This window comes from Variovorax sp. FW305-3-2-15-B-LB1, from assembly GCF_058787635.1.
In genome coordinates this window covers 15,953-35,929 of record NZ_JBYSZY010000064.1, presented here as the reverse complement: position 1 = coordinate 35,929, position 19,977 = coordinate 15,953, and the positions used below count along the sequence as shown (strand labels likewise).

22 protein-coding genes are annotated in these 19,977 nt (G+C 69.4%); 7 read left to right on the top strand and 15 right to left on the bottom strand.

Annotated elements, in window-relative coordinates:
• The first annotated feature begins 98 nt into the window (after positions 1 to 98).
• Positions 99 to 857 (top strand): sulfite exporter TauE/SafE family protein, encoded by a 759-nt coding sequence (locus AC3WQR_RS27410; protein ID WP_307637542.1) that lies wholly within the window; start codon positions 99 to 101, stop codon positions 855 to 857.
• 6 nt (positions 858 to 863) lie between these two features.
• On the opposite strand, the gene AC3WQR_RS27405 is transcribed toward AC3WQR_RS27410, so the two are convergent.
• The 5 genes from AC3WQR_RS27405 to AC3WQR_RS27385 form a co-directional block, all read right to left on the bottom strand.
• Positions 864 to 1,226, bottom strand: a complete 363-nt coding sequence (locus AC3WQR_RS27405) for a DUF1428 domain-containing protein (protein WP_062479540.1) — start codon at positions 1,224 to 1,226, stop codon at positions 864 to 866.
• A 70-nt stretch (positions 1,227 to 1,296) separates the two neighbouring features.
• A complete protein-coding gene (locus AC3WQR_RS27400) occupies positions 1,297 to 2,775 on the bottom strand; it encodes a DHA2 family efflux MFS transporter permease subunit (RefSeq protein ID WP_492744958.1) in 1,479 nt (492 codons plus the stop codon).
• A gap of 52 nt (positions 2,776 to 2,827) precedes the next feature.
• The gene (locus AC3WQR_RS27395; protein WP_307695029.1) at positions 2,828 to 3,247 is read right to left on the bottom strand and encodes a VOC family protein; all 420 of its coding nucleotides are present in this window, start codon (positions 3,245 to 3,247) and stop codon (positions 2,828 to 2,830) included.
• Positions 3,248 to 3,294: 47 nt separating this feature from the next.
• Positions 3,295 to 3,822, bottom strand: a complete 528-nt coding sequence (locus tag AC3WQR_RS27390; protein WP_062479532.1) for an SRPBCC family protein — start codon at positions 3,820 to 3,822, stop codon at positions 3,295 to 3,297.
• A gap of 46 nt (positions 3,823 to 3,868) precedes the next feature.
• Positions 3,869 to 4,312, bottom strand: coding sequence for a VOC family protein (locus AC3WQR_RS27385; RefSeq protein WP_139699950.1), 444 nt, complete (start codon positions 4,310 to 4,312; stop codon positions 3,869 to 3,871).
• Positions 4,313 to 4,433: 121 nt separating this feature from the next.
• Between AC3WQR_RS27385 and AC3WQR_RS27380 the strand changes: the two genes are divergently transcribed.
• Entirely contained in the window at positions 4,434 to 5,087 is a 654-nt protein-coding gene (locus AC3WQR_RS27380; RefSeq protein WP_095951005.1) for a TetR/AcrR family transcriptional regulator, read from the top strand.
• A gap of 24 nt (positions 5,088 to 5,111) precedes the next feature.
• On the opposite strand, the gene AC3WQR_RS27375 is transcribed toward AC3WQR_RS27380, so the two are convergent.
• Genes AC3WQR_RS27375 through AC3WQR_RS27350 form a run of 6 tightly spaced genes read right to left on the bottom strand, consistent with a single transcriptional unit; the run spans position 5,112 to position 11,820 of the window.
• Complete coding sequence (locus AC3WQR_RS27375) at positions 5,112 to 5,603, bottom strand: MarR family winged helix-turn-helix transcriptional regulator (protein WP_062479522.1); 492 nt, start codon at positions 5,601 to 5,603, stop codon at positions 5,112 to 5,114.
• A 36-nt stretch (positions 5,604 to 5,639) separates the two neighbouring features.
• Complete coding sequence (locus tag AC3WQR_RS27370) at positions 5,640 to 7,379, bottom strand: acyl-CoA dehydrogenase family protein (RefSeq protein ID WP_492744955.1); 1,740 nt, start codon at positions 7,377 to 7,379, stop codon at positions 5,640 to 5,642.
• Between the two features lie 5 nt (positions 7,380 to 7,384).
• Positions 7,385 to 8,377: a Bug family tripartite tricarboxylate transporter substrate binding protein gene (locus tag AC3WQR_RS27365; RefSeq protein ID WP_062479517.1), complete on the bottom strand. Its 993-nt coding sequence runs from the start codon at positions 8,375 to 8,377 to the stop codon at positions 7,385 to 7,387.
• Positions 8,378 to 8,411: 34 nt separating this feature from the next.
• Entirely contained in the window at positions 8,412 to 9,176 is a 765-nt protein-coding gene (locus tag AC3WQR_RS27360) for an SDR family NAD(P)-dependent oxidoreductase (protein WP_489057682.1), read from the bottom strand.
• 20 nt (positions 9,177 to 9,196) lie between these two features.
• Complete coding sequence (locus tag AC3WQR_RS27355) at positions 9,197 to 11,050, bottom strand: feruloyl-CoA synthase (protein WP_492744952.1); 1,854 nt, start codon at positions 11,048 to 11,050, stop codon at positions 9,197 to 9,199.
• Positions 11,047 to 11,820: a crotonase/enoyl-CoA hydratase family protein gene (locus AC3WQR_RS27350; protein ID WP_062479508.1), complete on the bottom strand. Its 774-nt coding sequence runs from the start codon at positions 11,818 to 11,820 to the stop codon at positions 11,047 to 11,049. Before AC3WQR_RS27350 ends, AC3WQR_RS27355 begins: the two co-directional genes overlap by 4 nt.
• A 104-nt stretch (positions 11,821 to 11,924) precedes the next feature.
• Between AC3WQR_RS27350 and AC3WQR_RS27345 the strand changes: the two genes are divergently transcribed.
• The gene (locus AC3WQR_RS27345; RefSeq protein ID WP_070061956.1) at positions 11,925 to 12,800 is read left to right on the top strand and encodes an amidohydrolase family protein; all 876 of its coding nucleotides are present in this window, start codon (positions 11,925 to 11,927) and stop codon (positions 12,798 to 12,800) included.
• Positions 12,801 to 12,803: 3 nt separating this feature from the next.
• Here the strand turns inward: AC3WQR_RS27345 and AC3WQR_RS27340 are convergent, their stop codons facing one another.
• On the bottom strand, positions 12,804 to 13,700 hold the full coding sequence (locus AC3WQR_RS27340) for a MurR/RpiR family transcriptional regulator (protein WP_492744949.1): 897 nt from the start codon (positions 13,698 to 13,700) through the stop codon (positions 12,804 to 12,806).
• Positions 13,701 to 13,822: 122 nt separating this feature from the next.
• On the opposite strand from AC3WQR_RS27340, the gene AC3WQR_RS27335 reads away from it, so the two are divergent.
• Positions 13,823 to 14,824: a Bug family tripartite tricarboxylate transporter substrate binding protein gene (locus AC3WQR_RS27335; RefSeq protein ID WP_070061958.1), complete on the top strand. Its 1,002-nt coding sequence runs from the start codon at positions 13,823 to 13,825 to the stop codon at positions 14,822 to 14,824.
• 16 nt (positions 14,825 to 14,840) lie between these two features.
• Positions 14,841 to 15,803 carry a M14 family metallopeptidase gene (locus AC3WQR_RS27330; RefSeq protein WP_492744947.1) on the top strand — a complete coding sequence of 321 codons (963 nt, stop codon included), beginning with the start codon at positions 14,841 to 14,843 and terminating at the stop codon, positions 15,801 to 15,803.
• Between the two features lie 9 nt (positions 15,804 to 15,812).
• On the opposite strand, the gene kefC is transcribed toward AC3WQR_RS27330, so the two are convergent.
• Together kefC and kefF are read right to left on the bottom strand one after the other, a co-directional pair.
• Positions 15,813 to 17,675, bottom strand: coding sequence for a glutathione-regulated potassium-efflux system protein KefC (gene kefC, locus AC3WQR_RS27325; protein WP_307695022.1), 1,863 nt, complete (start codon positions 17,673 to 17,675; stop codon positions 15,813 to 15,815).
• A gap of 2 nt (positions 17,676 to 17,677) precedes the next feature.
• Positions 17,678 to 18,403: a glutathione-regulated potassium-efflux system oxidoreductase KefF gene (gene kefF, locus AC3WQR_RS27320; protein WP_492744944.1), complete on the bottom strand. Its 726-nt coding sequence runs from the start codon at positions 18,401 to 18,403 to the stop codon at positions 17,678 to 17,680.
• A 92-nt stretch (positions 18,404 to 18,495) separates the two neighbouring features.
• On the opposite strand from kefF, the gene AC3WQR_RS27315 reads away from it, so the two are divergent.
• A complete protein-coding gene (locus AC3WQR_RS27315) occupies positions 18,496 to 19,116 on the top strand; it encodes a nucleotide-binding protein (protein WP_307637534.1) in 621 nt (206 codons plus the stop codon).
• Between the two features lie 71 nt (positions 19,117 to 19,187).
• Positions 19,188 to 19,658 carry a MaoC family dehydratase gene (locus tag AC3WQR_RS27310; protein ID WP_062479484.1) on the top strand — a complete coding sequence of 157 codons (471 nt, stop codon included), beginning with the start codon at positions 19,188 to 19,190 and terminating at the stop codon, positions 19,656 to 19,658.
• Between the two features lie 25 nt (positions 19,659 to 19,683).
• Here the strand turns inward: AC3WQR_RS27310 and AC3WQR_RS27305 are convergent, their stop codons facing one another.
• A complete protein-coding gene (locus AC3WQR_RS27305; RefSeq protein ID WP_492744942.1) occupies positions 19,684 to 19,974 on the bottom strand; it encodes a DUF4148 domain-containing protein in 291 nt (96 codons plus the stop codon).
• Positions 19,975 to 19,977: the final 3 nt, after the last annotated feature.

Here is a 19,977-nt window from a genome sequence, read left to right as displayed (position 1 = left end):
GGGCGGGCGGGCCGCCGGCAGGAAACCGGGCTTCCTGCTACGCTCCCGGACGGCCCGCCTGCCCCTGGCGGGCTTTTTTCTGCGCTGCTGGTTTCCCCATGGTTTTTCCCCTCATCACCGACCCGTCGTTCTACGCGGTCGCCGTCCCCGCCGTGCTGCTGCTCGGCATCAGCAAGAGCGGCTTCGGCGCCGGTTTCGGGTCGCTGGCCGTGCCGATGATGGCGCTGGCCGTCACCGTGCCGCAGGCGGCGGCGATCCTGATGCCGCTGCTGCTGCTCATGGACCTGCTCGGCCTGGCCGCGTTCCGGCGCGACTTCGACCGCTCGCTGCTCAAGTTCCTGGTTCCGTTCGGGCTGGTCGGCACGGTGATCGGCACGCTGCTGTTTCGCGTGCTGTCGGCCCACACGGTGGCGGGCATCGTGGGCGTGTTCACGCTGGTGTTCCTGGCGCAGCGCCTGCTGTTTCCGCCCAAGCCCAACGACCCGCTGCCGTCGCGCGCGGTGGGCGCGGTGCTGACGGCCGTGTCGGGCTTCACCAGCTTCATCGCGCATGCGGGCGGGCCGCCGATCAATGCCTACGTAATCCCGCTGAAGCTCAAGCCGGTGGTGTTCACGGCGACCATGGCCTACTTCTTCTTCGTGGTGAATCTCAGCAAGTGGATTCCCTACGCGTGGCTCGGCCTGCTCGACTTTCGCACGCTGGCCACCTCGCTCGTGCTGATGCCGATCGCACCGCTGGGCGTGTGGATCGGCATCCGCATTGCACGCCGCATCGATGCGACGTGGTTCTATCGCTTCGTCTACCTGGGCATGCTGCTGACAGGCCTCAAGCTCGTCTACGACGGCTTCCTGGCCTGAGCATGCTCAGAGCTCGACGATGCTCTTGAAGCCGCCGAAGATCATGCGTTTGCCGTCGAACGGCAGGTTCTTCATGTCCATCATGGCCTCCAGGCGCGGGTCGGCCATGACCTTCTTGTTGATCGTGTCGCGGTGCTTGCGCGACTTGTAGGTGATCCACGAGAAGGCCACGGTCTCGTCGGCCTTGAGCTTCACGCTTTGGGGGAACGACGTGAGCTTGCCGGGCTTCACGTCGTCGGCGATGCACTCCACGTACTCGAGCGCGCCGTACTCCATCCAGACCTTGCCGGCCTTGCGCGCGAGCTTGCGGTAGGCCTCGACGTTCTTGGTGGGAATGGCGACGATGAATCCGTCTACATAACGAGCCATGTCTGTTCTCCTGAATAGGGGATAGAAACGTTGAAAAAGAAAAAGCGGGGGCTGCATGGCGCCGTCGCGTTCACGGCGACGCTGTCTCGCCCGCCGCGCCCGGAGCCGACGCTGCTTCGTTGTTGTTGTTTTGGGTGTGTCCCGGCGAGGCCGGGCGAAGCAGCAGGACCCCGATCAGACCCGCCGCCGCCGCGAACACGGCGCCGACCAGGAATGCCAGGTTGTAGCCACCGGTGAGCGCCAGCGGCATCTGCGCGCCTGCGGTGGCCATGGCGGTGGTGCGTGCCGCCGCGGCGCTGGCCAGCACGGCCAGGCCCAGGGCGCCGCCCATCATGAAGGCGGTGTTGACCACGCCCGAGGCCAGGCCCGAGTCGGCCGGGTCGACCTCGCTCATGGCCGCCAGCAGCACCGGGTTGAAGGCCATGCCCGCGCCCAGGCCCAGCAGCACCATGCCGGGCAGCACGTCGAGCACAAAGCTGCCGTTGACCGGCGCGCGCGCGAACAGCGCCAGCCCGAGGGCCGCGAGCCACAGCCCCGCTGCCAGCGGCTTGCGGATGCCGAGGCGCATCACGATCTTTGCGGAGAGGCCGAGCGAGAACACCGCCATGATCACGTTGGCCGGCAGGAAGGCCAGCCCGATCTGCATCGGCGTGTACTGCAGCACCAGCTGCATGTACAGCGCCGAGATGAAGAACCACGCGAACATGGCCGCGGCCCACAGCACGCCCACCACGTTGGCCACCGACACGCTGCGCAGTTTGAACAGGCCCAGCGGCATCAGCGGATGCTGCACGCGCGCCTCGATGGCGATGAAGACGGCCAGCAGCACCACGGCCGCGCCGAGCAGGCCCATCGTCTGCGTGGAGCCCCAGCCCGCCTCGTTGCCGTTGACCACGCCGTACACCGCGAGCATCAGCGACGAGGTGACGGTGATGGCGCCGGCCACGTCGAGCTTCTCCCCGTGCGCGTGGCCGCGTGCGTTGGGCAGCAGCGCCACGCACAGCGCGTACACCGCCACGCCGATCGGCAGGTTGACCAGGAAGATCCAGTGCCAGCTCAGCGTGCTCGTGAGCAGCCCGCCCAGCAGCACGCCGATGCTGCCGCCGCCCGCGCACACGAAGCCGTACACGCCCATCGCCTTGGCGCGGTCGGCCGGCTCGGTGAACAGGTTCATGATGAGCGAGAGCGCCACCGCCGACACCACCGCGCCGCCCAGGCCCTGCACCGCGCGCGCCGCCACCAGCAGGCCCTGCGAGGTCGAGACCCCGCAGGCCAGCGAGGCCAGCGTGAACAGCACCAGGCCCGCGAGGAACACGCGGCGGTGGCCGTACAGGTCGCCCAGCCGCCCGCCCAGCAGCAGGAAGCCGCCGAAGGTCAGCATGTAGGCGTTCACCACCCAGACCAATGACGTCTCGGAAAAGCCGAGGTCGGTGCGGATCGAAGGCAACGCCACGTTCACGATCGTGGTGTCCAGCACGATCATCAGCACGCCCAGGCACAGCACCATCAGGGCGAGCCAGCGCTTTCGGTTGTCGAGGGTTTCGGTCATGGAAGGTGCTTCCTGCGAAGAAGGGAAAAAGTAGAGAGAGGCGGCTCCGTGCTCAGACCAGCGCCTTGCCGCCGTTGATGAGCCACGGCGTGCCGAAGCGGTCGGTCACCATGCCGAAGCCTTCGACCCAGAAGGTCTTCTCGAACGGCATGCCGACCGTGCCGCCGTCGGCGAAGGCGTCGAAGATGCGCCGCGCCTCGGCCACGGTGTCGAGCGTGAGCGCCACGCCGAAGCCCTTCATGCCTTCGAAGGGCTGGCCCGGCATGGTGTCGGAGGCCATGAGGATGCCGTCGCCGTAGGTGAGCGACGCATGCATGATCCGCTTCTTGGCCTCGGCCGGCATCTGCTCGGTGTCGGGCGCTTCGCCGACGGTCATCATCATCTGCATGGTGCCGCGCAGCGTCTTCTCGTAAAAGCGCATGGCCTCGGCGGCGTTGCCGTCGAACGTGAGGTAAGCGTTGATGGGGGACATGTGAGTTCCTTGAATGAGTGAGGTGAGTCGATGAGGGGAGGAGGCGTTTACTTTTCGGTTGCGCTCTTCAGATTGGCCAGGCCCGCCTCGAAGTCCTTGCCGATCATCTGGTCCATGTCGAAGAAGATGCCCATGAGCTTGGCCATGTAGGGGCTCGGGCCGTACATGGCCCAGGTGACCTGCGTGGCGCCGCCCTGCGGCTGCAGCGTGAACTCGGCCGTGTTGTGGCCTTCGAAGGGCTTCACGAAGTCGAGCTTGATCGCGACCTTCGACGCCGGCTGCGATTCGGTGATTTCCATCGTGCCCGCGCCCGCCTTGCTGTTGCCTTCCCAGGCGTAGGTGGCGCCCTTGCCGCTGGCGGCGCCGCCGTAGCTGCGCTTCATGGCTGGGTCGAGCTTCTCGTAGGGCGACCACGCGCTCCAGCGGTGGAAGTCGTCGATCAGCGGAAAGATTTTTTCGGCCGGTGCCTCGATGCGCGTGGTGCGCTCGACGCGAAAGCTGTCGGGCCGCGTGGCGCCGTAGATGAGCAGCGCGGCAATCAGCGCGAGGACGGCGAGGACGATGGTCTTGAGCATGATGAAAAAAAGCGTGTGGGAAGAGTGAAGAGCAAGCCCTCGCGCATCACGCGGCGGCCGGGTCCGCCACCAGAAGCCAGCCCACGCCGAAGCGGTCGCTGAGCATGCCGAAGCTGGTGGTGAAGAAGGTCGGGATCAGCGGCTGCATCACCTGGCCGCCGTCGGCCAGTGCGTCGAACCACTTGCGGGCGTCGGCGTCGCTGTCGGCCGACAGCGACAGCATGATTCCCTTGAACTCGGCCTGGCCGGAGCAGCGTCCGTCGGACAGCATGAGCTCGGTCTGGCCGATGCGCAAGACCGAATGCATCACTTTGTCAGGGCCGGGCATGCCGCCTGCGCAGCCGGCGTCGGGGTTGCCCTCGGGGCCGCCGGTGGCCGGCGCCTCGCTGTAGCGCATCAGCTGCACGACTTCGGCGCCGAGCGCCTTCTTGTAGAAGGCAATCGCTTCGTCGCAACGACCTTCGAAGGACAGGTAAGACTGGACTTTCATGGCGTTTCCTTTCGGTTGGTTCACGGGCACAACGGGTCTGCGCGAAAACAATGGAATTACTTTGTGTACACCGTCCACAAAGAATAGCAGAGATAATGGACAGTGTCCACATGGAGTCGCGATGAAGCTCAACAACGTTCCCGAAAGCCTGCCGCCCGCGCGCAGCACCTACCGCCACGGCGACCTGCGCCGTGCGTTGCTGGATGCGGGCATCGAACTGGCGCGGGACGGCGGCCCCAGTGCCGTGGTGCTGCGCGAGGCCACGCGCCGCGTGGGCGTGGTGCCGAACGCGGCGTATCGCCACTTCGCCAGCCGGCACGACCTGCTGCTGGCGGTGCGTGCTGCGGCGCTGTCGGAGGCGGCCAAGGCGATGGAAGGCGAGCTCGCCGTGCTGCCCTGCGACCAGCCGCCCGCCGACTTCGCGCGCGCCCAGGTGCGCGCCATCGGTACCGCTTATCTGCGCTTTGCGCAGGCGCAGCCGGGGCTGTTCCGCACGGCCTTCGTGGTGTCGGAAGACGCGCAGGGCGACGTCGGTCCCGACGGCGCGGGCGCCAGCGGCATGAACCCGTTCGAGTTGCTGGGCGCGGCCGTCGACCGGCTCGTGGACGCGGGCCTGCTCGACCCGGCGCGGCGCCCGGGCGCCGAATACCTCGCGTGGTCGGCGGTGCACGGGCTGGCGTTGCTCATCATCGACGGCCCGCTGCGCGGCGTCGACGCGGCGGCCACGCACGCGCTGGGGCAGCGCCTCATCGACATGGTGGAACGCGGCCTGTAGCCGCAGCGTCGCCGCGCTCCGGTCTCAGAGATAGATCTTCTGCAGCAGCTTGATGAGCGTCTCGCGTTCGCGCGTGCTCAGGCGGCTGCTGGCTTCGGTTTCCAGTTGCACCACGGCCTGCTCCGCCTCACGGATCAGCGTCTCGCCGGCCGGCGTGAGGTGCAGGCCGACGGCGCGGCCGTCGTGCGGATGCGGGCGGCGTTCGATGAGGCCGCGGCCGTCCAGCGTGGCCACCAGGCTCACGAGGTTGGGCGGCAGGATGTCCAGCGTGTTGCACAGCTGCCGCGAGGTGGCGCCCGGGTTGTGCGCCAGCAGGGAGAGCACCGAGAAGTCGATCTGCTTGAGGCCATAGGGCGCCATGCGGTCGGCGAACACGGTGCTCACGATCAGCCAGGCGCGCCGGGCGTTGTAGCCGACCAGCCCTTCGAGCACGCGGGCGTCGAGCCGGTCCGTGCGGGGCGACGGCGCGGCGGCGGATTCGGTTTTGGCGGACGGTGTTTTCGCGGGAGGAGGCATGCGGCGAGCGTAACCGCGCGTTGCTTTCTCGAACAACTAGCGTGACGCCTCTTGTGCGGAATGCGCCAGTGCGACACCCTCACAAGCCCGCTTGACGATGCCCAGGCGCATCTCGAACTCGGGCAGCACCCAGCGCCGGAAGGCCGCCGCGGCGCGAAGGCGATCCGCATCGGCGGGCGCGGCCACCTCGATGCGGGCCCAGGCCCAGGCCATCAGCGTGAGCGCCGTCACGCGCAGGAAGTCGTCCGCCACCTCGTAAGGCAGCACGGGGTTGGCGTGCGCCGCCATCGCCACCGTGGTGCCCAGGTAACGCAGCTGCGCCAGCCGGCGCTGCACGTCGGCATCGGCCTCGCGCGAGGCGTCGAGCGTGTCGCGCAGCTCGAGCAGCACGGCCGACAGCGCCGCGCCGCCGTCGGGCAGCACCTTGCGCACCAGCAGGTCGATGGCCTGGATCTCGTTGGTGCCCTCGTAGATCATGGTCACGCGCGCGTCGCGCACCACCTGCTCGACGCCCCATTCGCGCACGTAGCCGTGGCCGCCGAACACCTGCAGGCAGTCGCTCGCGCCGTGGAAGGCCTGGTGCGTGCAGGCGGCCTTGAGCACCGGCGTGACGAGCGAACACCAGCGCTGCGCGCGCTCGCGGGCCTTGGGGTCGGCGTCGTGCGTGGCGATGTCGAGCATCAGCGCGCTGCGGTAGGCCAGCGCGCGCGAGCCGTCGATCCAGGCGCGCTGGGTGTCGAGGATGCGGCGCACGGCCGGGTGCTCGGCGATCAGGTCGGCCGCCTCGCTGCCGCGGCTGGCGGGCACGGCGCCGGGCGCACGCATCTGGCGGCGCTCGGCGGCGTAGGCGTCGGCCTTCTGCCAGGCGGCGTCGAGCAGGCCGATGCCCTGCAGCGCCACGTGCAGGCGCGCCGCATTCATCATCACGAACATCGCGGCCAGCCCGCGACCGGGTTCGCCGACCAGCCAGCCGGTGGCGTCGTCGAAGCGCATCGTGCAGGTCGGGCTGCCGTGCAGGCCCATCTTTTCTTCGATGCGCTCGCAGTGCACCGCGTTGCGCGCACCGTCGGGCAGCCGCTTCGGCACGAGCGCCAGCGACAGGCCCTTGGGCCCGGCCGGTGCGTCGGGCAGGCGGCACAGCACGAGGTGCACGATGTTCGGCGTGAGGTCGTGCTCGCCGCCTGAAATGAAGATCTTGCCGCCGTTCACGCGCACGCTGCCGTCGGCCTGCGCCGTGGCGCGCGTGCGCACCTGGCCGAGGTCGCTGCCGGCATGCGCTTCGGTGAGGCACATGGTCGCGAGCCATTCGCCGGTCGCGATCTTCTGCAGATAGCGGCCCTTCAGTTCGTCGCTGCCGTGGTGCTTGAGGCAGGCGTACGCGCCGTGCAGCAGCCCCGGCGCCATGGTGAAGCCGTGGTTCGCGGCGCTGAGCCATTCGTAGAGGATGGCCTCGAGCACCGCGGGCAGGCCCTGGCCGCCGTCTTCGGTGGCGGCGGAGAGCGCCGGCCAGCCGCCGTCCACGAAGGCCTGGTAGGCCGCGCGAAAGCCCGGTGGCGTGACGACCTCGCCGCCGTCGAAGCGGCAACCGACCTCGTCGCCCTCGCGGTTCAGCGGCGCGATCACCTCGCCGACGAAGCGTGCGGCTTCTTCGAGCACCTGCGACTGCAGCGGCTCGTCGACCTCCGCGAAGGGCGCGAGGGCACGCAGGCGCGTGGGCGCATCGAGCACCGCGTTCAACAGGAAGCGGACGTCTTCGGGGCGAGGCTGGTAATGCATGGGGTTCAGGACTCGGCGGTGAAGCCGATCTTCTTGACCAGCGGGCCCCAGCGTTCGTACTCGGACTGCAGCGACTTCTTCATCTCCTCGGGCGAGGAGCCGTGCGCGATCAGGCCCACCGACAGCAGGCCGTCGGCCACGGCCTTGTCCTTCAGCGCGGCCTGGATCGCGGTGCTCGCGACGGCGATGGTCGCGGCCGGCGTCTTCGCCGGTGCGAAGAAACCGAACCACTCGTCGGCCACGATTTCGGGGAAGCCCTGCTCGGTGAAGGTGGGCACGTCGGGCAGGTAGGCCGGGCGCTGCGCGCCCGAGGTAGCGAGCACGCGCAGCTTGCCGGCCTTGGCGAACGGCAGGCAGTCGCCCGCGGGCGTCAGGCACGAGGCGATCTGGCCGCCCACCACGTCGTTGATGCCGGGCAGCGAGCCGCGGTAGGGCACGTGGCGTAGGTCGGTGCCGGTGCTCAGGCCCAGCAGCGCGCCCAGGAAGTGCGGCGTGGAGCCCGCGCCCGGCGAGCCGTAGCTGGCCTGGCCGGGGTTGGCCTTGGCCCAGGCGATGTAGTCCTTCAGCGTCTTCACGCTGGCCGGCACCATCGGCCCGACGGCCAGGCCGTGCGTCATCACGGCGCCGATAGAGATGGGCGCGAAGTCTGGGATGGCGTAGCTGAGCTTGGTGTAGATGTGCGGGTAGATCGACAGCGCCGAGGCCTGCGCGAGACACAGCACCGAACCGTCGGCCGGCGAGGTCTTGAGCGTGTCGAGCGCGATGCGCCCGCCCGCGCCGGGCTTGTTCTCGACCACCGGGTTGGTGGCGGTGAAGGGCGTGTTGCCCAGCTTGTCGGCCACGCGGCGGGCCACGCTGTCGCCCGCGCTGCCGGCCGGGAAGCCGTAATAGATCTTCACCTGCTGCTGCACCGCCTGGGCGAGTGCGGCAAGGGGATGCAATGCGGCGAGCGCGGCGGTGCCGCCGAGCGCCGCCGTGAATTGGCGTCGGGTGGTCATGGTCTTGTCTCCTGGTTGTCTGCGGGGGCGGGAATCAGCGCGGCGCCATTCGGAGGGCGCCGTCGAGGCGAATCACTTCGCCGTTCAAGTGGCCGTTGGTGACGATGTGGCAGGCCAGCTCGGCGAACTCCGACGGCTTGCCCAGGCGCGGCGGGAACGGGATCGACGCGGCCAGCGAGTGCTGCACCGGCTCGGGCAGCTCCAGCAGCAGCGGCGTGGCGAAGAGGCCGGGCGCCACGGTGCACACGCGGATGGCGTGCTGCGCGAGGTCGCGCGCCATCGGCAGGGTCATGCCGACGAGGCCGCCCTTCGAGGCGCTGTAGGCCTGCTGGCCCACCTGGCCGTCGAAGGCCGCGACCGAGGCGGTGAAGAGCATCACGCCCTTCTCGCCGTTGTCGAGCGCGTCGAGCTTCGCGCAGCGCGCCGCGAACAGGCGCGCCATGTTGTAGCCGCCTATGAGGTTGATGTTGACCACGCGCACGAAGTCTTCGAGCGGCGCGGGGTTGCCGTCCTTGCCGACGATGCGCTTGGCGCTGCCGATGCCGGCGACGTTCATCAAGATGCGCGCGGGGCCGTGTGCGGCCTCGGCCTTGTCGAGCGCGGCGTTCACGCTGTCGGTGTCGGTGATGTCGCAGACGCAGGCGACGCCGCCGATCTCTGCGGCCACCTTTTCGGCGAGTGCGGCGTTGCGGTCGAGCACCGCGACCTTGGCGCCCAGGCGTGCGAGTTCGCGCGCGGTGGCCTCGCCGAGGCCCGAGGCGCCGCCGGTGACGAGTGCGGCTTGTCCTTCGATCTTCATGGGTTGTCTCCTGGATGGGGTTAGCGGGGCTTGAGCGTGAAAGGCAGCGTGTCGGCGTGCAGCGCGTCGGCCAGCGCGGCGCGGTGCTTGAGTACGGCGCGCTGGTTGATCGAGCCCTTGTCGGTCACTTCGCCCTTGTCGATCGACGGCGGTTCGGCCATCAGGTGCAGCCGCGCGATGCGGTTGGCGCTGCCGGTGGCGCCGGCAGCGAGTGTGTCCACCACCTGCTGGAAGTGCGCCTGCACCGGAGCGCTTTCGAGCACCTGCTGCAGCGGGGTGTCGGCGGGCAAATCGGAGAGCTGGCGCACCTTCTGCGTCGGGAAGATCAGCGCACCGACTTCCTTCAGGTTGATGCCGGTGAGCACCGCGTCCTGCACATAGGGCGAGCCGGCCGCGATGATCTTCGCGCGCAGCGGGCCCACGCTCACGAAGGTGCCGGTGGCGAGCTTGAAGTCTTCGGCGATGCGGCCGTCGAAGCGCAGGCCGCGGTGGATGTCGTGGTCGTCGATCCACTTCACCGCGTCGCCGGTGGAGAAGAAGCCTTCGTCGTCGAAGGCCTCGGCCGTGGCTTCGGGCGCGCGCCAGTAGCCGGGCGTGATGTTGGGGCCGCGGTAGCGCACCTCGGTCTTGCCGTCGACCTCGATCAGCTTGAGCTCGATGCCGGCGGCCGGCAGGCCCACGTCGCCCGACTTCACGTCGGGGCCGGTCACGTACAGCGCGAAGGGGCCCGACTCGGTCATGCCCAGGCCGGTGCCCATCACGATGCGCTCACCGACTTCCGACTCCTGCGTGCGGTGCAGGCTGTCCCACACGGGCTGCGCGAGCGCGGCACCCGAGTAGAAGAACATCTTCACGCGCGACAGCAGGTTGCGGCGCAGCACGGCGTCGCTTTCCATCGCGTTGGCGATGGCCTCGAAGCCGGTGGGCACGTTGAAGTAGATGGTGGGCGCGACTTCGCGCAGGTTGCGCAGCGTCTCGGCCATGCCGGCGGGCGTGGGCTTGCCGTCGTCGATGAACAGCGTGCCGCCGTTGTCCAGCACGATGCCCACGTTGTGGTTGCCGCCGAAGGTGTGGTTCCAGGGCAGCCAGTCGACCAGCACGGGCGGCTCGTCGCCCAGGGCGGGAATCGACTGGCGCAGCTGCTGCTGGTTGGCGCACCACATGCGGTGCGTGTTGATCACCGCCTTGGGCATCTTGGTCGAGCCCGAGGTGAAGAGGAACTTGGTGATGGTGTCGGGGCCGGTGGCCTGCATCGCCGCGTCGATGGCGGGCGTGGCCGGCGTGGCGGCAAGCACGTCGAAGCGCGTGGTGGTGCGGCCTTCGAGCGTGCCTTCGGCGAGCACGACCTCGGTGCCGGCCGGCACGGTGGCCGCGATGGCCTTGGCGAAGCGCGCGGCGTCGGCGGCGAACACCAGGCCGGGCGTGAGCGTGTCGATGACGTGGCGCAGCTTGTCGTAGTCCTGGCTCACGATCGCATAGGGCGGCGACACGGGGCAGTAGGGCACGCCCGCGTAGAGGCAGCCCAGCGCGAGCAGCGCGTGTTCGATGCCGTTCTCGCTGAGGATCACGACCGGGCGCTCGGCATTCAGGCCGCGATCGAGCAGGGCCTGTCCGATGCCGCGCGCTTCTTCCAGCGCCTGCGCGTAGCTCACGCGCAGCCAGTCGCCGGTGCGGCCGTCGGGCAGGCGCTCGCGGCGCGCGATGAAGGTGCGATCGGGCGCCACCTGCGCCCAGTGCGCGAGCCGGTCGGTCATGCGCTCGCGGTAGGCCTGCAGCGGCGTCTCGGCCGTGAGGTAGCGCGTGCCCGGCGCGCCGTCGCGCAGCACCGCGCGCGTCACGCCGAAGGCCAGCGGGCGGTAGCGGACGGCGGTCATCCCTTGCTCACCTTGGCGCCGCGACCTTCGAGGAAGTCGCGCACGCGTGCCTTGGCCTCGGGCGCGGCCTGGACGATGCCCGACATCAGCGCTTCGGTGAAGAAGCCGTGGTCGGCCGATTGCTCGGAGATGCGCGGCAGCGCGTGCATCAGCGCGTAGTTGGTGAGCGGCGCGTTGGTGGCGATGCGCTTGGCAAGCTCCAGGGCCTTGTCGAAGGCGGTGCCTTCGTCGACCAGGTACTGCGCGAAGTTGGCGCGCTCGCCGTCTTCGGCGTTGTAGACGCGGCCGGTCATCATCATGTCGGTCATGCGGGCCACGCCGATCAGCTTGGGAATGCGCACCGAACCGCCGCCGCCCACGAAGATGCCGCGCGAGCCTTCGGGCAGCGCGTAGAAGGTGGAGCGGTCGGCCACGCGGATGTGGCAGGCGCTGGCCAGCTCGAGCCCGCCGCCGACCACCGCGCCGTGCAGCGCCGCCACCACCGGCACCGGGCCGTGCTGGATCAGGTCGAGCGCGCTGTGCCACAGGCGCGAGTGCTGCATGCCCTGGCCGGCGTCGCGCTCCTTGAGCTCGCTCAGGTCCAGGCCGGCGCAGAAATGCGGGCCCTCGCCGTCGAGCACGGCCGCGCGCACGGTGGCGGGCAGCGTCTCGAAGGTGTCGCGCAGCGCGAGGATCAGGCCGTCGGACAGCGCGTTGCGCTTGGCGCCGCGCGTGAGACGAACGATGGCGACGTCGTCGCGGATGTCGAGGTGGAGGTCTGGATTGGTCATGATGGTGTTCGGGGTTGCGTTGGATTATGGTTATGAGAAATAATCAATTCAAGGCATTGGAGCCTCCCGAAACCTAGGGACTTACCCGAACCGGAGACAACGACATGGACCCACGGAACCTGATCGCGATCGACATCCACACCCACGCCGAAGTGAGCTGCTGGAACCCTTTCGACAACTACGGCGAGGAATACGACCGCGCGGCCGACAAGTTCTTCGGCTCGAACCGTCGCCCCACCATCGCCGAGAGCGTGGCGTACTACCGTGAAAGGAAGATCGGGCTGGTGATGTTCATGGTCGACGCCGAGTCGAACATGGGCCGCCGCCGCATCCCGAACGAGGAGATCGCCGAGGCCGCGGCGCAGAACAGCGACATCATGATTGCCTTCGGCAGCGTCGATCCGCACAAGGGAAAGATGGGCGCGCGCGAGGCGCGCCGGCTCATCGAGGAGCACGGCGTGAAGGGCTTCAAGTTCCACCCCACCGTGCAGGGCTACCACCCCTACGACCGCATGGCCTGGCCGATCTACGAGGTGATCGCGGAGTACAAGCTGCCGGCCATCTTCCACACCGGCCACAGCGGCATCGGCTCGGGCATGCGCTGCGGCGGCGGCCTGCGGCTGGAATACAGCAACCCGATGCACCTGGACGACGTGGCCATCGACTTCCCCGACATGCAGATCGTCATGGCCCACCCCAGCTTCCCCTGGCAGGACGAGGCGCTGAGCGTGGCCACGCACAAGCCCAACGTGTGGATCGACCTGTCGGGCTGGAGCCCCAAGTACTTTCCGAAGCAGCTGGTGCAGTACGCCAACACGCTGCTCAAGGACCGCGTGCTGTTCGGCAGCGACTACCCGCTGATCACGCCCGACCGCTGGATGAAGGACTTCGAGGCCGCCGGCTTCAAGCCCGAGGTGATGCCCGGCATCCTCAAGGACAACGCGGTGCGCCTGCTGGGGCTCGGCACCCCGGCGGCCTGAGGCTCAGGCGGCGCGCGGCGCCGCCTCGTTCCAGTGCGGCTCCCACAGCGCCGCGCCGCGTTCGAACACGGCGGCCAGCTCCTTCTTGCGCCGCTGCGCCACCGCGGTGATCAAGGCATTGCAGACCGACAGCGCCGCCGTGTACGAATCGAAGGGCGACGCACTGGAGGTGCGCACCAGCATCAGGTGATCGGCCGAGGCCGCCGCGGGCGCGGTGGGGCTGTCGGTGACCATGACGACCTTCGCGCCCTGCTCGCGGAAGTACGCCGCCGTGCGCGCGATCGCGAGCGAGTGGCGGCGGAAGGTGAGCGTGAGCAAGAGGTCGTTGTCGTCGATGCGCAGCAGCTGGTCTTCGAGCGGCAGCGCACCCGCGCCGCCCAGCAGCCGCACGTCGGGCAGACACAGGTTCAGGTTCAGCGCGAGGTGGCTGGCCAGCGGCACGCCGTTGCGCTGACCGAGCACGTGCACGCGCACCTTGCGCTGCGTGAGCAGCTTCACCGCCGCCTCGAACGCGCCCACGTCGAGCGCCGCGAAGGTGGCGGCCAGGTTGTGCTGGTCGTGCAGCAGCGCGTTGTCCAGGCAGCTGCGCACGGAAGTGTCGTCGCCGATGACCGCGTCGGCGCGCGTGGCGGGCGAGGCCAGCAGGGCGGTGACTTCGGCGCGCGCCTCCATCTGCGCCTGGGCGTAGCTCTCGTAGCCCAGCTTGGCGAGCAGCCGCACCACGGTCGAGGCGCTGGTGCCCACCTTTCTTGCAAGGCTCGTTGCAGATTCGAGCAGCCCCTGCGGGTGGTGCGCCTGCAATTCCTCGATCAGGCGTCGCTCGCTTTTCGTGAGCTTCTTGCCGTAGCCCGAGATGCGCTGGTTCAGGCTGGGGGCGGCGGGGGTGTCTGCGTGCGGCATCGGAGAAACCTCATGTTTGCAACAAGTATTGCAAAAATTAGGTCTCCTTGCAAAAATGAATGCACGATTTCGGCCGGACCTGTCCGCCCGATTGCCCGCTTCTTCTGCAGAAAGACCTTGCCATGCGTTCCACCACCCCCGCCGTGCCCGCCCTGCGTCGGCGCGAGATCCTCGGCGCCGGCCTGACGGCGGCGCTGCTGCCCCTGTCCGCGCGCGCCCAGGCCTTTCCGGCCCGCCCGGTCACGCTGGTGGTGCCGTTCCCGGCCGGCGGCTCGGTCGACCTGATCGCGCGGCTGTACGCCGAGCCGCTGTCGAAGGCGCTGGGCACGCCGGTGGTCATCGACAACCGCGCCGGCGCCGGCGGCTCCATCGCCAGCGCCCAGGTGGCGCGCGCCAAGCCCGACGGCTACACGCTCGTGGTGTCGTCGCAGAGTTCGCACCTGGCCAACCCGCTGACGCAGGCCAACCCGGGCTACGACCCGATCAAGGATTTCCTGTCCATCAGCCAGCTCGCGCGCTCCATCAACGTGCTGCTGGTGAACCCGGCCGTGCCCGCCAAGACCTTCAAGGAGTTCGTGGCGCTGGTGAAGTCGCGTCCGGGCGAGCTCAACTTCTGCAGCGCCGGGCCGGGCAGCATGGGCCAGCTCAACGTGGAGCTGATGAAGTCGCAGCTGCAGCTCAACGCCACGCACGTGCCCTACCGCGGCGGCGGCCCGCTGGTGACCGCGCTGATCTCGAACGAAGTGCAGTTCGGCCTGGACAACCTCGCGCCCTTCCTGCCGCACATCCAGGCCGGCAAGCTGCGCGCGCTGGCCGTGGCCTCGCCCACGCGCGTCGCGGCGCTGCCCGACGTGCCGACCTTCACCGAACTGGGCTACCCGGTGCTGAACACCACCTCGTGGATCGGCCTGGCCGCGCCCGCGAAGACGCCGCCCGAGGTCATCGCCGCGCTGCACAAGGCGGTGCGCACGGTGGCCGAGCAGCCGACGATGGTCGAGGCGCTGCTGGCGCGCGGCTCGCTCGCGCCCGAGGCGCAATCGCCTGCGCAGTTCACGGCCATGATGTCGGAGCGGCTCGCGCTGTACGGCGAGATGGTCAAGCGCGCCGGCATCCGCGGCGAGTGAACGGGCGGCTGGTTTCATGACGCAGACACTGCCGACCCTCACGCCTGACTTTGCACCGGACACCGCACCGATCGAGGTGCTGCCGCGCGACCTCTCGGCCTACCGCCAGGGCAACACAGGCATCGACTACGTGCACCGCTTCGCGTCCGGCAAGCCGGGCCCGCACGTGCTCGTCAACGCGCTCACGCACGGCAACGAGATCTGCGGCATGGTCGCGGCCACGCACCTGCTCGACACCGGCGTGCGCCCGAAGATCGGCACGCTCACCGTGAGCTTCGCGAACGTCGAGGCCTACGAGGCTTTCGACATCGACCGGCCCTACGAGAACCGCCAGCTGGTGCACAACCTGAACCGCATCTGGTCGCCCGAGCTGCTCGACGGCACCGCGCACAGCCCCGAGCTGCGCCGCGCGCGCGAGCTGCGGCCGGTGCTCGACGCGGCCGACTACGTGCTGGACATCCATTCCACGCGCGCCCCCGTGCAGCCCTTCTGGGTCTACCCGGAGTTCGAACGCAATGCAGGCCTGGCGCAGGCCGTCGGCGGCCCGGCGGTGCACCTCGTGATGCCCGTGGGCGCCGCGCCCGGCACGGGTGTCACGGCGTACGGCCGGCACGGCGAGCCGGGCATCGACGGTGGTGCGGTGGTGGTCGAGTGCGGCCAGCATTTCGCGCAGTCGGCGGCCGACCTGGCCACCGACGTGTCGCTGCGCTTTCTGGCCCACCTCGGGCTCGTCGACCCGGTGCCGCGCGTGCCGGTGGCCGCGCGCCGCTTCCGGCTGCTCGAGGTCCACATGGTCACGTCGGACGACTTCGCCTTCGTGCGCCCGGTGCTCGGTTTCGAGACCTTCGACCAAGGTGAGCTGATCGCGGTGCAAGCCGGGCGCGAGATCCGCTCGCCCTGCGACGGCTGCACGATCTTCATGCCGACCCGCGCGCCGGTGATCGGCCGCGAGGGCGTGTACCTGACCGTGCCGGTCTGACCTGGGGCCTCAGGGCGCCTTCGCGTCGCCTGCTGGTTCGTCTTCGCCGAGCCGGTCCCAGTCCTGCCCCGAGCGCAGCTTGCGCTCCTCGCGCTCGCGGGCCATCTGTTCCTCGAACTGCTGGCGGCCCGCCTTGTTGGCGGCGATCAGCTTGGCGCGGTCCTTGTAGTGCGGGTAGATCTCGTCGCTGAGCTTGAGGTTTCGCTGGCGGAAACGCATCGACGCCTCGCGCGCCTCGGCCGCCGGCCAGCCCAGCGCCTCCAGCGCCGAGCGCGCGCTGCGCAGCGACGACTCGAACACCTCGCGCTCGATGTCCTGCACGCCGCGGTCGCGCAGCTGGAACAGGTGGGTCACGTTGCGTGCGCGCGCAATGATGCGCGCCTGCGGGAAGTTCTCGCGCACCAAGTCGACGATGTCCAGCGACTGCTCGATGTCGTCCACCGCCACCACGATGGCGCGCGCCGTGCCCGCGCCCGCGGTGCGCAGCAGGTCCAGCCGCGTAGCGTCGCCGTAGAACACCCGGAAGCCGAACTGGCGCAGGCCTTCGACGGTGTCGGCGTCGTGGTCGAGCACCGTCACGCGCAGGCCCTGCGACATCAGCAGGCGACCGACGATCTGGCCGTAGCGGCCGAAGCCGCAGATCAGCACCTTGGCGTCCTGCTGCTCCGAAATCTCTTCGAGCTGCGGCCCGCCCGCGTGGCTGTAGCGCGGCAGCACGAACTTGTCGAGCAGCACCAGCAAGAGCGGCGACAGCAGCATCGACAGCGCCACCGCGCCGATCAGCAGCGAGGTGGTCTGCGGCGGCAGCACGTCGGGCCCGGCGGCCTGGAACACCACGAAGGCGAACTCGCCCCCCTGCGCCAGCAGCAGCGTGAACACGGGCCGCTCCTGGTAGGCCAGGCCCATGGCCTTGGCCAGCGCGTAGATCACGACCAGCTTGATGACCAGGAAGCTCACGACCAGCAAGGCCATGACCCCCGGGTTGGCCAGCAGCACGCCGAAGTTGATCGACATGCCCACCGCGATGAAGAACAGCCCCAGCAGCAGGCCCTTGAAGGGCTCGATGTCGGTCTCGAGCTCGCGCCGGTACTCGCTCTCGGCCAGCAGCACGCCGGCAAGGAAGGCGCCCAGCGCCATCGACAGGCCGACGAACTGCATCAGCGCCGCGATGGCCACCACCAGCAGCAGCGCGGCGGCGGTGAAGATCTCGGGCGTGTCGCTGCGCGCGATCCAGCGCAGGATCGGGCGCAGCAGCAGCCGGCCGCCGAGGATGATGCCGGCGATCACGCCGACGATCTTCAGCGCCTCGAGCGCGCGGTCCAGCCCGCTGATGGACTGCTCGGCCGCCGTGGCACCGGCCAGCAGCGGCAGCAGCGCAAGGATCGGGATCGCCGCCACGTCCTGGAACAGCAGGATCGAGAAGCCGGCCTGCCCGCTGGGCGTCTTCAGCAGGTTGCGTTCGCCGAACACCTGCAGCGCGATCGCGGTGGACGACAGCGCCAGCCCGAGCGCGGCCACCAGCGCCACGCGCCACGGCGCGCCCACGGCCCAGCCGACGGCGAACAGCACCGCCGCGCAGCTGAGCACCTGCGCCGACCCCCAGCCGAAGATCGGGCGGCGCAGGCTCCACAGGCGCTTGGGCTCGAGCTCGAGGCCCACGAGGAACAGCATCAGCACCACGCCGAACTCGGCGAAATGCAGCACGTCTTCGACGCTGGACACGAGGCCCAGGCCCCAGGGGCCGATGGCGATGCCGGCCACGAGGTAGCCGATGATCGAACCCAGGCCCAGGGCCTTGGACAGCGGCACCACCAGCACGGCGGCGCTCAGGTAGATCAGGCTGCTGGTCAGCCAGGCGGGTGCGTGTTCCATGCTCAGGCCGCCTTGTGGGTGCTGTTGCTGCCGTTGGCGACGGCCAGGCCGTGCGTCATCGCGCTGTGGAACGCGCCGGCCATCACCTGGCCCACGTCGTCGGATTCGGCGGGGCGGTCGGTCTCGGGCACCGGGCAGGCGATGCAGGCATCGAGCTCGTCCATCTCCGGCCAGACCGGGTAGCTTTCCAGGCGCTGCACGAACACCTCGACATGGGCGGCCACTTCGGCCTCGCTGGCGCGGCGCGCGCCGTGCAGCAGCAGCGGCGGCAGGAAGCGCATGCCGCACAGCGCGGCGGTCTGCTCGTAGGGCGGCAGGAAGGCGTCGAAGAAGTAGCGGTTGTAGCTTTGCGGGTGGTAGCTCGGCTCGGGGCCGCCGGTGGTGGCGACCAGCCAGCAGTCCTTGCCCTGCAGCGCGGTGCCGCCGGGGCCGTAGGCCCAGCCGTAGCCCAGCACGTCGTCGACCCAGAGCTTTTGCAGCGGCGGCATCGAATACCACTGGATCGGGTGCAGCAGCACCACCAGATCGGCGCGCGCCAGCCGCTCGCGTTCGACCTCCACGTCGATGGCGAAATCGGGGTAGCTGCCGTACAGGTCGTTCACCTCGACGCCGGGCACGCGCTGCGCCGCGGCGAACAGCCGGCGGTTCACGCGCGAGTCGCGCCAGTGGGGGTGGGCCGCCAGCACATAGATGCTGGCAGGGTTCTCCGCGGATGTTGTTGTCGTCATGTGGCGAACATAACGCAGACGGCCCGCCGTCGCCGACGCGCCACCCGGGGCGACTACCATCCAGCCCTGTTCCCGTTCTGGAGGAGATCCTCATGCCGGTGGTTCTGGTCGCCAATCCCAAGGGAGGCGTGGGCAAGTCGACGATTGCAACGAACATCGCGGGCTACTTCGCGAGCCGCGGCCATGCCGTGATGCTCGGCGACGTGGACCGCCAGCAGTCCTCGCGGCTGTGGCTCGGCCTGCGCCCGCCGCAGGCCCGCCCCATCGCCACCTGGGAAGCCACCGGCGACAGCACCGTGGTGCGCCCGCCGCGCGGCACCACCCACGCGGTGCTCGACACGCCGGCCGGCCTGCACGGCTGGCGTTTCAAGGAGGTGCTGGCGCTGGCCGACCGCGTGATCGTGCCGCTGCAGCCGAGCATCTTCGACATCTACGCCACGCGCGATTTCCTCGACCGCCTGCTGGAAAGCCGCCGCGCCGAGAAGACCCGCATCGGCCTGGTCGGCATGCGCGTGAACGCCCGCACGCTGGCGGCCGACCGGCTGCACGAGTTCATCGCCGGGCTCGGCGTGCCCGTGCTGGGCGAGCTGCGCGACACCCAGAACTACGTGCAGCTGGCCGCGCGCGGCCTCACGCTGTTCGACATTGCGCCGGGGCGCGTGCAGCGCGACCTGGAGCAGTGGGCGCCGATCTGCGAATGGCTCGACGCCTGAACTGACCCCGGATTTCCCCGATTCCCGGTTGTCGCAAGTCCGACAGCCAGCCTTGTGCCCTTGGCACCAGAATGCCCCGCATGACCAAAAAGACATTCCAGACCCTTCAGGATCTCGCCGCCTGCGTCGGCCAGGAAGTCGCCGTGAGCGACTGGATCAGCGTGACGCAGCAGCAGGTCAACCAGTTCGCCGAGGCGACGGGCGACCACCAGTGGATCCACGTCGATGTGGAGCGGGCCAAGTCCGGCCCCTTCGGCGCGCCGATCGCGCACGGGTTTCTCACCTTGTCGCTGCTGCCGAAGTTCTTCGAGACCGCCATCGACGTGGTCGAGTCGCGCATGGGTGTGAACTACGGCCTGAACCGCGTGCGCTTCATGTCGCCGGTGCCGGTGGGCCAGCGCCTGCGCGCGCGCATGAAGCTGCTGAGCGCCGAGCCGATTCCCAACAACGGCCTGCAGATGACCTGGGAAACCACCATCGAACTCGAAGGCGCCGCCAAGCCGGCGTGCGTCGCCGAGTCGGTGGTGCGCCGTTTTCCCTGAGCGGACTTTTTCTTCTTCTCTCTACTTACATCCGGCGGTCGGTGACTTCGCCGTAGGTGGCGGCGCCCTGCCGGGTGATGCCGACGGCGCTCGCGCGCACCGCCGCGCGGTCGACGTGGCCCGCGGTCGGGCGGGCCACGCCGGTGCCGCCGTTGCTGATCTGCAGCGGCTGCCGGGCTTGCTGCTGGACCTGGGCGCGCGTCAGCGACGACTGGAAGGGCGCGGGCGGCAGCGGGTTCTGCTCGCCCTGGAAGGCATGGGCGCCGCCGGCGAAGGCGAGGGCGGCGATCGTGATGAGGTGCAGGGTGGTGTGCATGGC

What these genes read in the sequence shown, in the direction of transcription:
- AC3WQR_RS27410 (WP_307637542.1), top strand. Translation starts at nt 99, where the DNA reads ATGGTTTTTCCCCTCATCACCGACCCGTCGTTCTACGCGGTCGCCGTC.
- AC3WQR_RS27405 (WP_062479540.1), bottom strand. Translation starts at nt 1,226, where the DNA reads ATGGCTCGTTATGTAGACGGATTCATCGTCGCCATTCCCACCAAGAAC.
- AC3WQR_RS27400 (WP_492744958.1), bottom strand. Translation starts at nt 2,775, where the DNA reads ATGACCGAAACCCTCGACAACCGAAAGCGCTGGCTCGCCCTGATGGTG.
- AC3WQR_RS27395 (WP_307695029.1), bottom strand. Translation starts at nt 3,247, where the DNA reads ATGTCCCCCATCAACGCTTACCTCACGTTCGACGGCAACGCCGCCGAG.
- AC3WQR_RS27390 (WP_062479532.1), bottom strand. Translation starts at nt 3,822, where the DNA reads ATGCTCAAGACCATCGTCCTCGCCGTCCTCGCGCTGATTGCCGCGCTG.
- AC3WQR_RS27385 (WP_139699950.1), bottom strand. Translation starts at nt 4,312, where the DNA reads ATGAAAGTCCAGTCTTACCTGTCCTTCGAAGGTCGTTGCGACGAAGCG.
- AC3WQR_RS27380 (WP_095951005.1), top strand. Translation starts at nt 4,434, where the DNA reads ATGAAGCTCAACAACGTTCCCGAAAGCCTGCCGCCCGCGCGCAGCACC.
- AC3WQR_RS27375 (WP_062479522.1), bottom strand. Translation starts at nt 5,603, where the DNA reads ATGCCTCCTCCCGCGAAAACACCGTCCGCCAAAACCGAATCCGCCGCC.
- AC3WQR_RS27370 (WP_492744955.1), bottom strand. Translation starts at nt 7,379, where the DNA reads ATGCATTACCAGCCTCGCCCCGAAGACGTCCGCTTCCTGTTGAACGCG.
- AC3WQR_RS27365 (WP_062479517.1), bottom strand. Translation starts at nt 8,377, where the DNA reads ATGACCACCCGACGCCAATTCACGGCGGCGCTCGGCGGCACCGCCGCG.
- AC3WQR_RS27360 (WP_489057682.1), bottom strand. Translation starts at nt 9,176, where the DNA reads ATGAAGATCGAAGGACAAGCCGCACTCGTCACCGGCGGCGCCTCGGGC.
- AC3WQR_RS27355 (WP_492744952.1), bottom strand. Translation starts at nt 11,050, where the DNA reads ATGACCGCCGTCCGCTACCGCCCGCTGGCCTTCGGCGTGACGCGCGCG.
- AC3WQR_RS27350 (WP_062479508.1), bottom strand. Translation starts at nt 11,820, where the DNA reads ATGACCAATCCAGACCTCCACCTCGACATCCGCGACGACGTCGCCATC.
- AC3WQR_RS27345 (WP_070061956.1), top strand. Translation starts at nt 11,925, where the DNA reads ATGGACCCACGGAACCTGATCGCGATCGACATCCACACCCACGCCGAA.
- AC3WQR_RS27340 (WP_492744949.1), bottom strand. Translation starts at nt 13,700, where the DNA reads ATGCCGCACGCAGACACCCCCGCCGCCCCCAGCCTGAACCAGCGCATC.
- AC3WQR_RS27335 (WP_070061958.1), top strand. Translation starts at nt 13,823, where the DNA reads ATGCGTTCCACCACCCCCGCCGTGCCCGCCCTGCGTCGGCGCGAGATC.
- AC3WQR_RS27330 (WP_492744947.1), top strand. Translation starts at nt 14,841, where the DNA reads ATGACGCAGACACTGCCGACCCTCACGCCTGACTTTGCACCGGACACC.
- kefC (WP_307695022.1), bottom strand. Translation starts at nt 17,675, where the DNA reads ATGGAACACGCACCCGCCTGGCTGACCAGCAGCCTGATCTACCTGAGC.
- kefF (WP_492744944.1), bottom strand. Translation starts at nt 18,403, where the DNA reads ATGACGACAACAACATCCGCGGAGAACCCTGCCAGCATCTATGTGCTG.
- AC3WQR_RS27315 (WP_307637534.1), top strand. Translation starts at nt 18,496, where the DNA reads ATGCCGGTGGTTCTGGTCGCCAATCCCAAGGGAGGCGTGGGCAAGTCG.
- AC3WQR_RS27310 (WP_062479484.1), top strand. Translation starts at nt 19,188, where the DNA reads ATGCCCCGCATGACCAAAAAGACATTCCAGACCCTTCAGGATCTCGCC.
- AC3WQR_RS27305 (WP_492744942.1), bottom strand. Translation starts at nt 19,974, where the DNA reads ATGCACACCACCCTGCACCTCATCACGATCGCCGCCCTCGCCTTCGCC.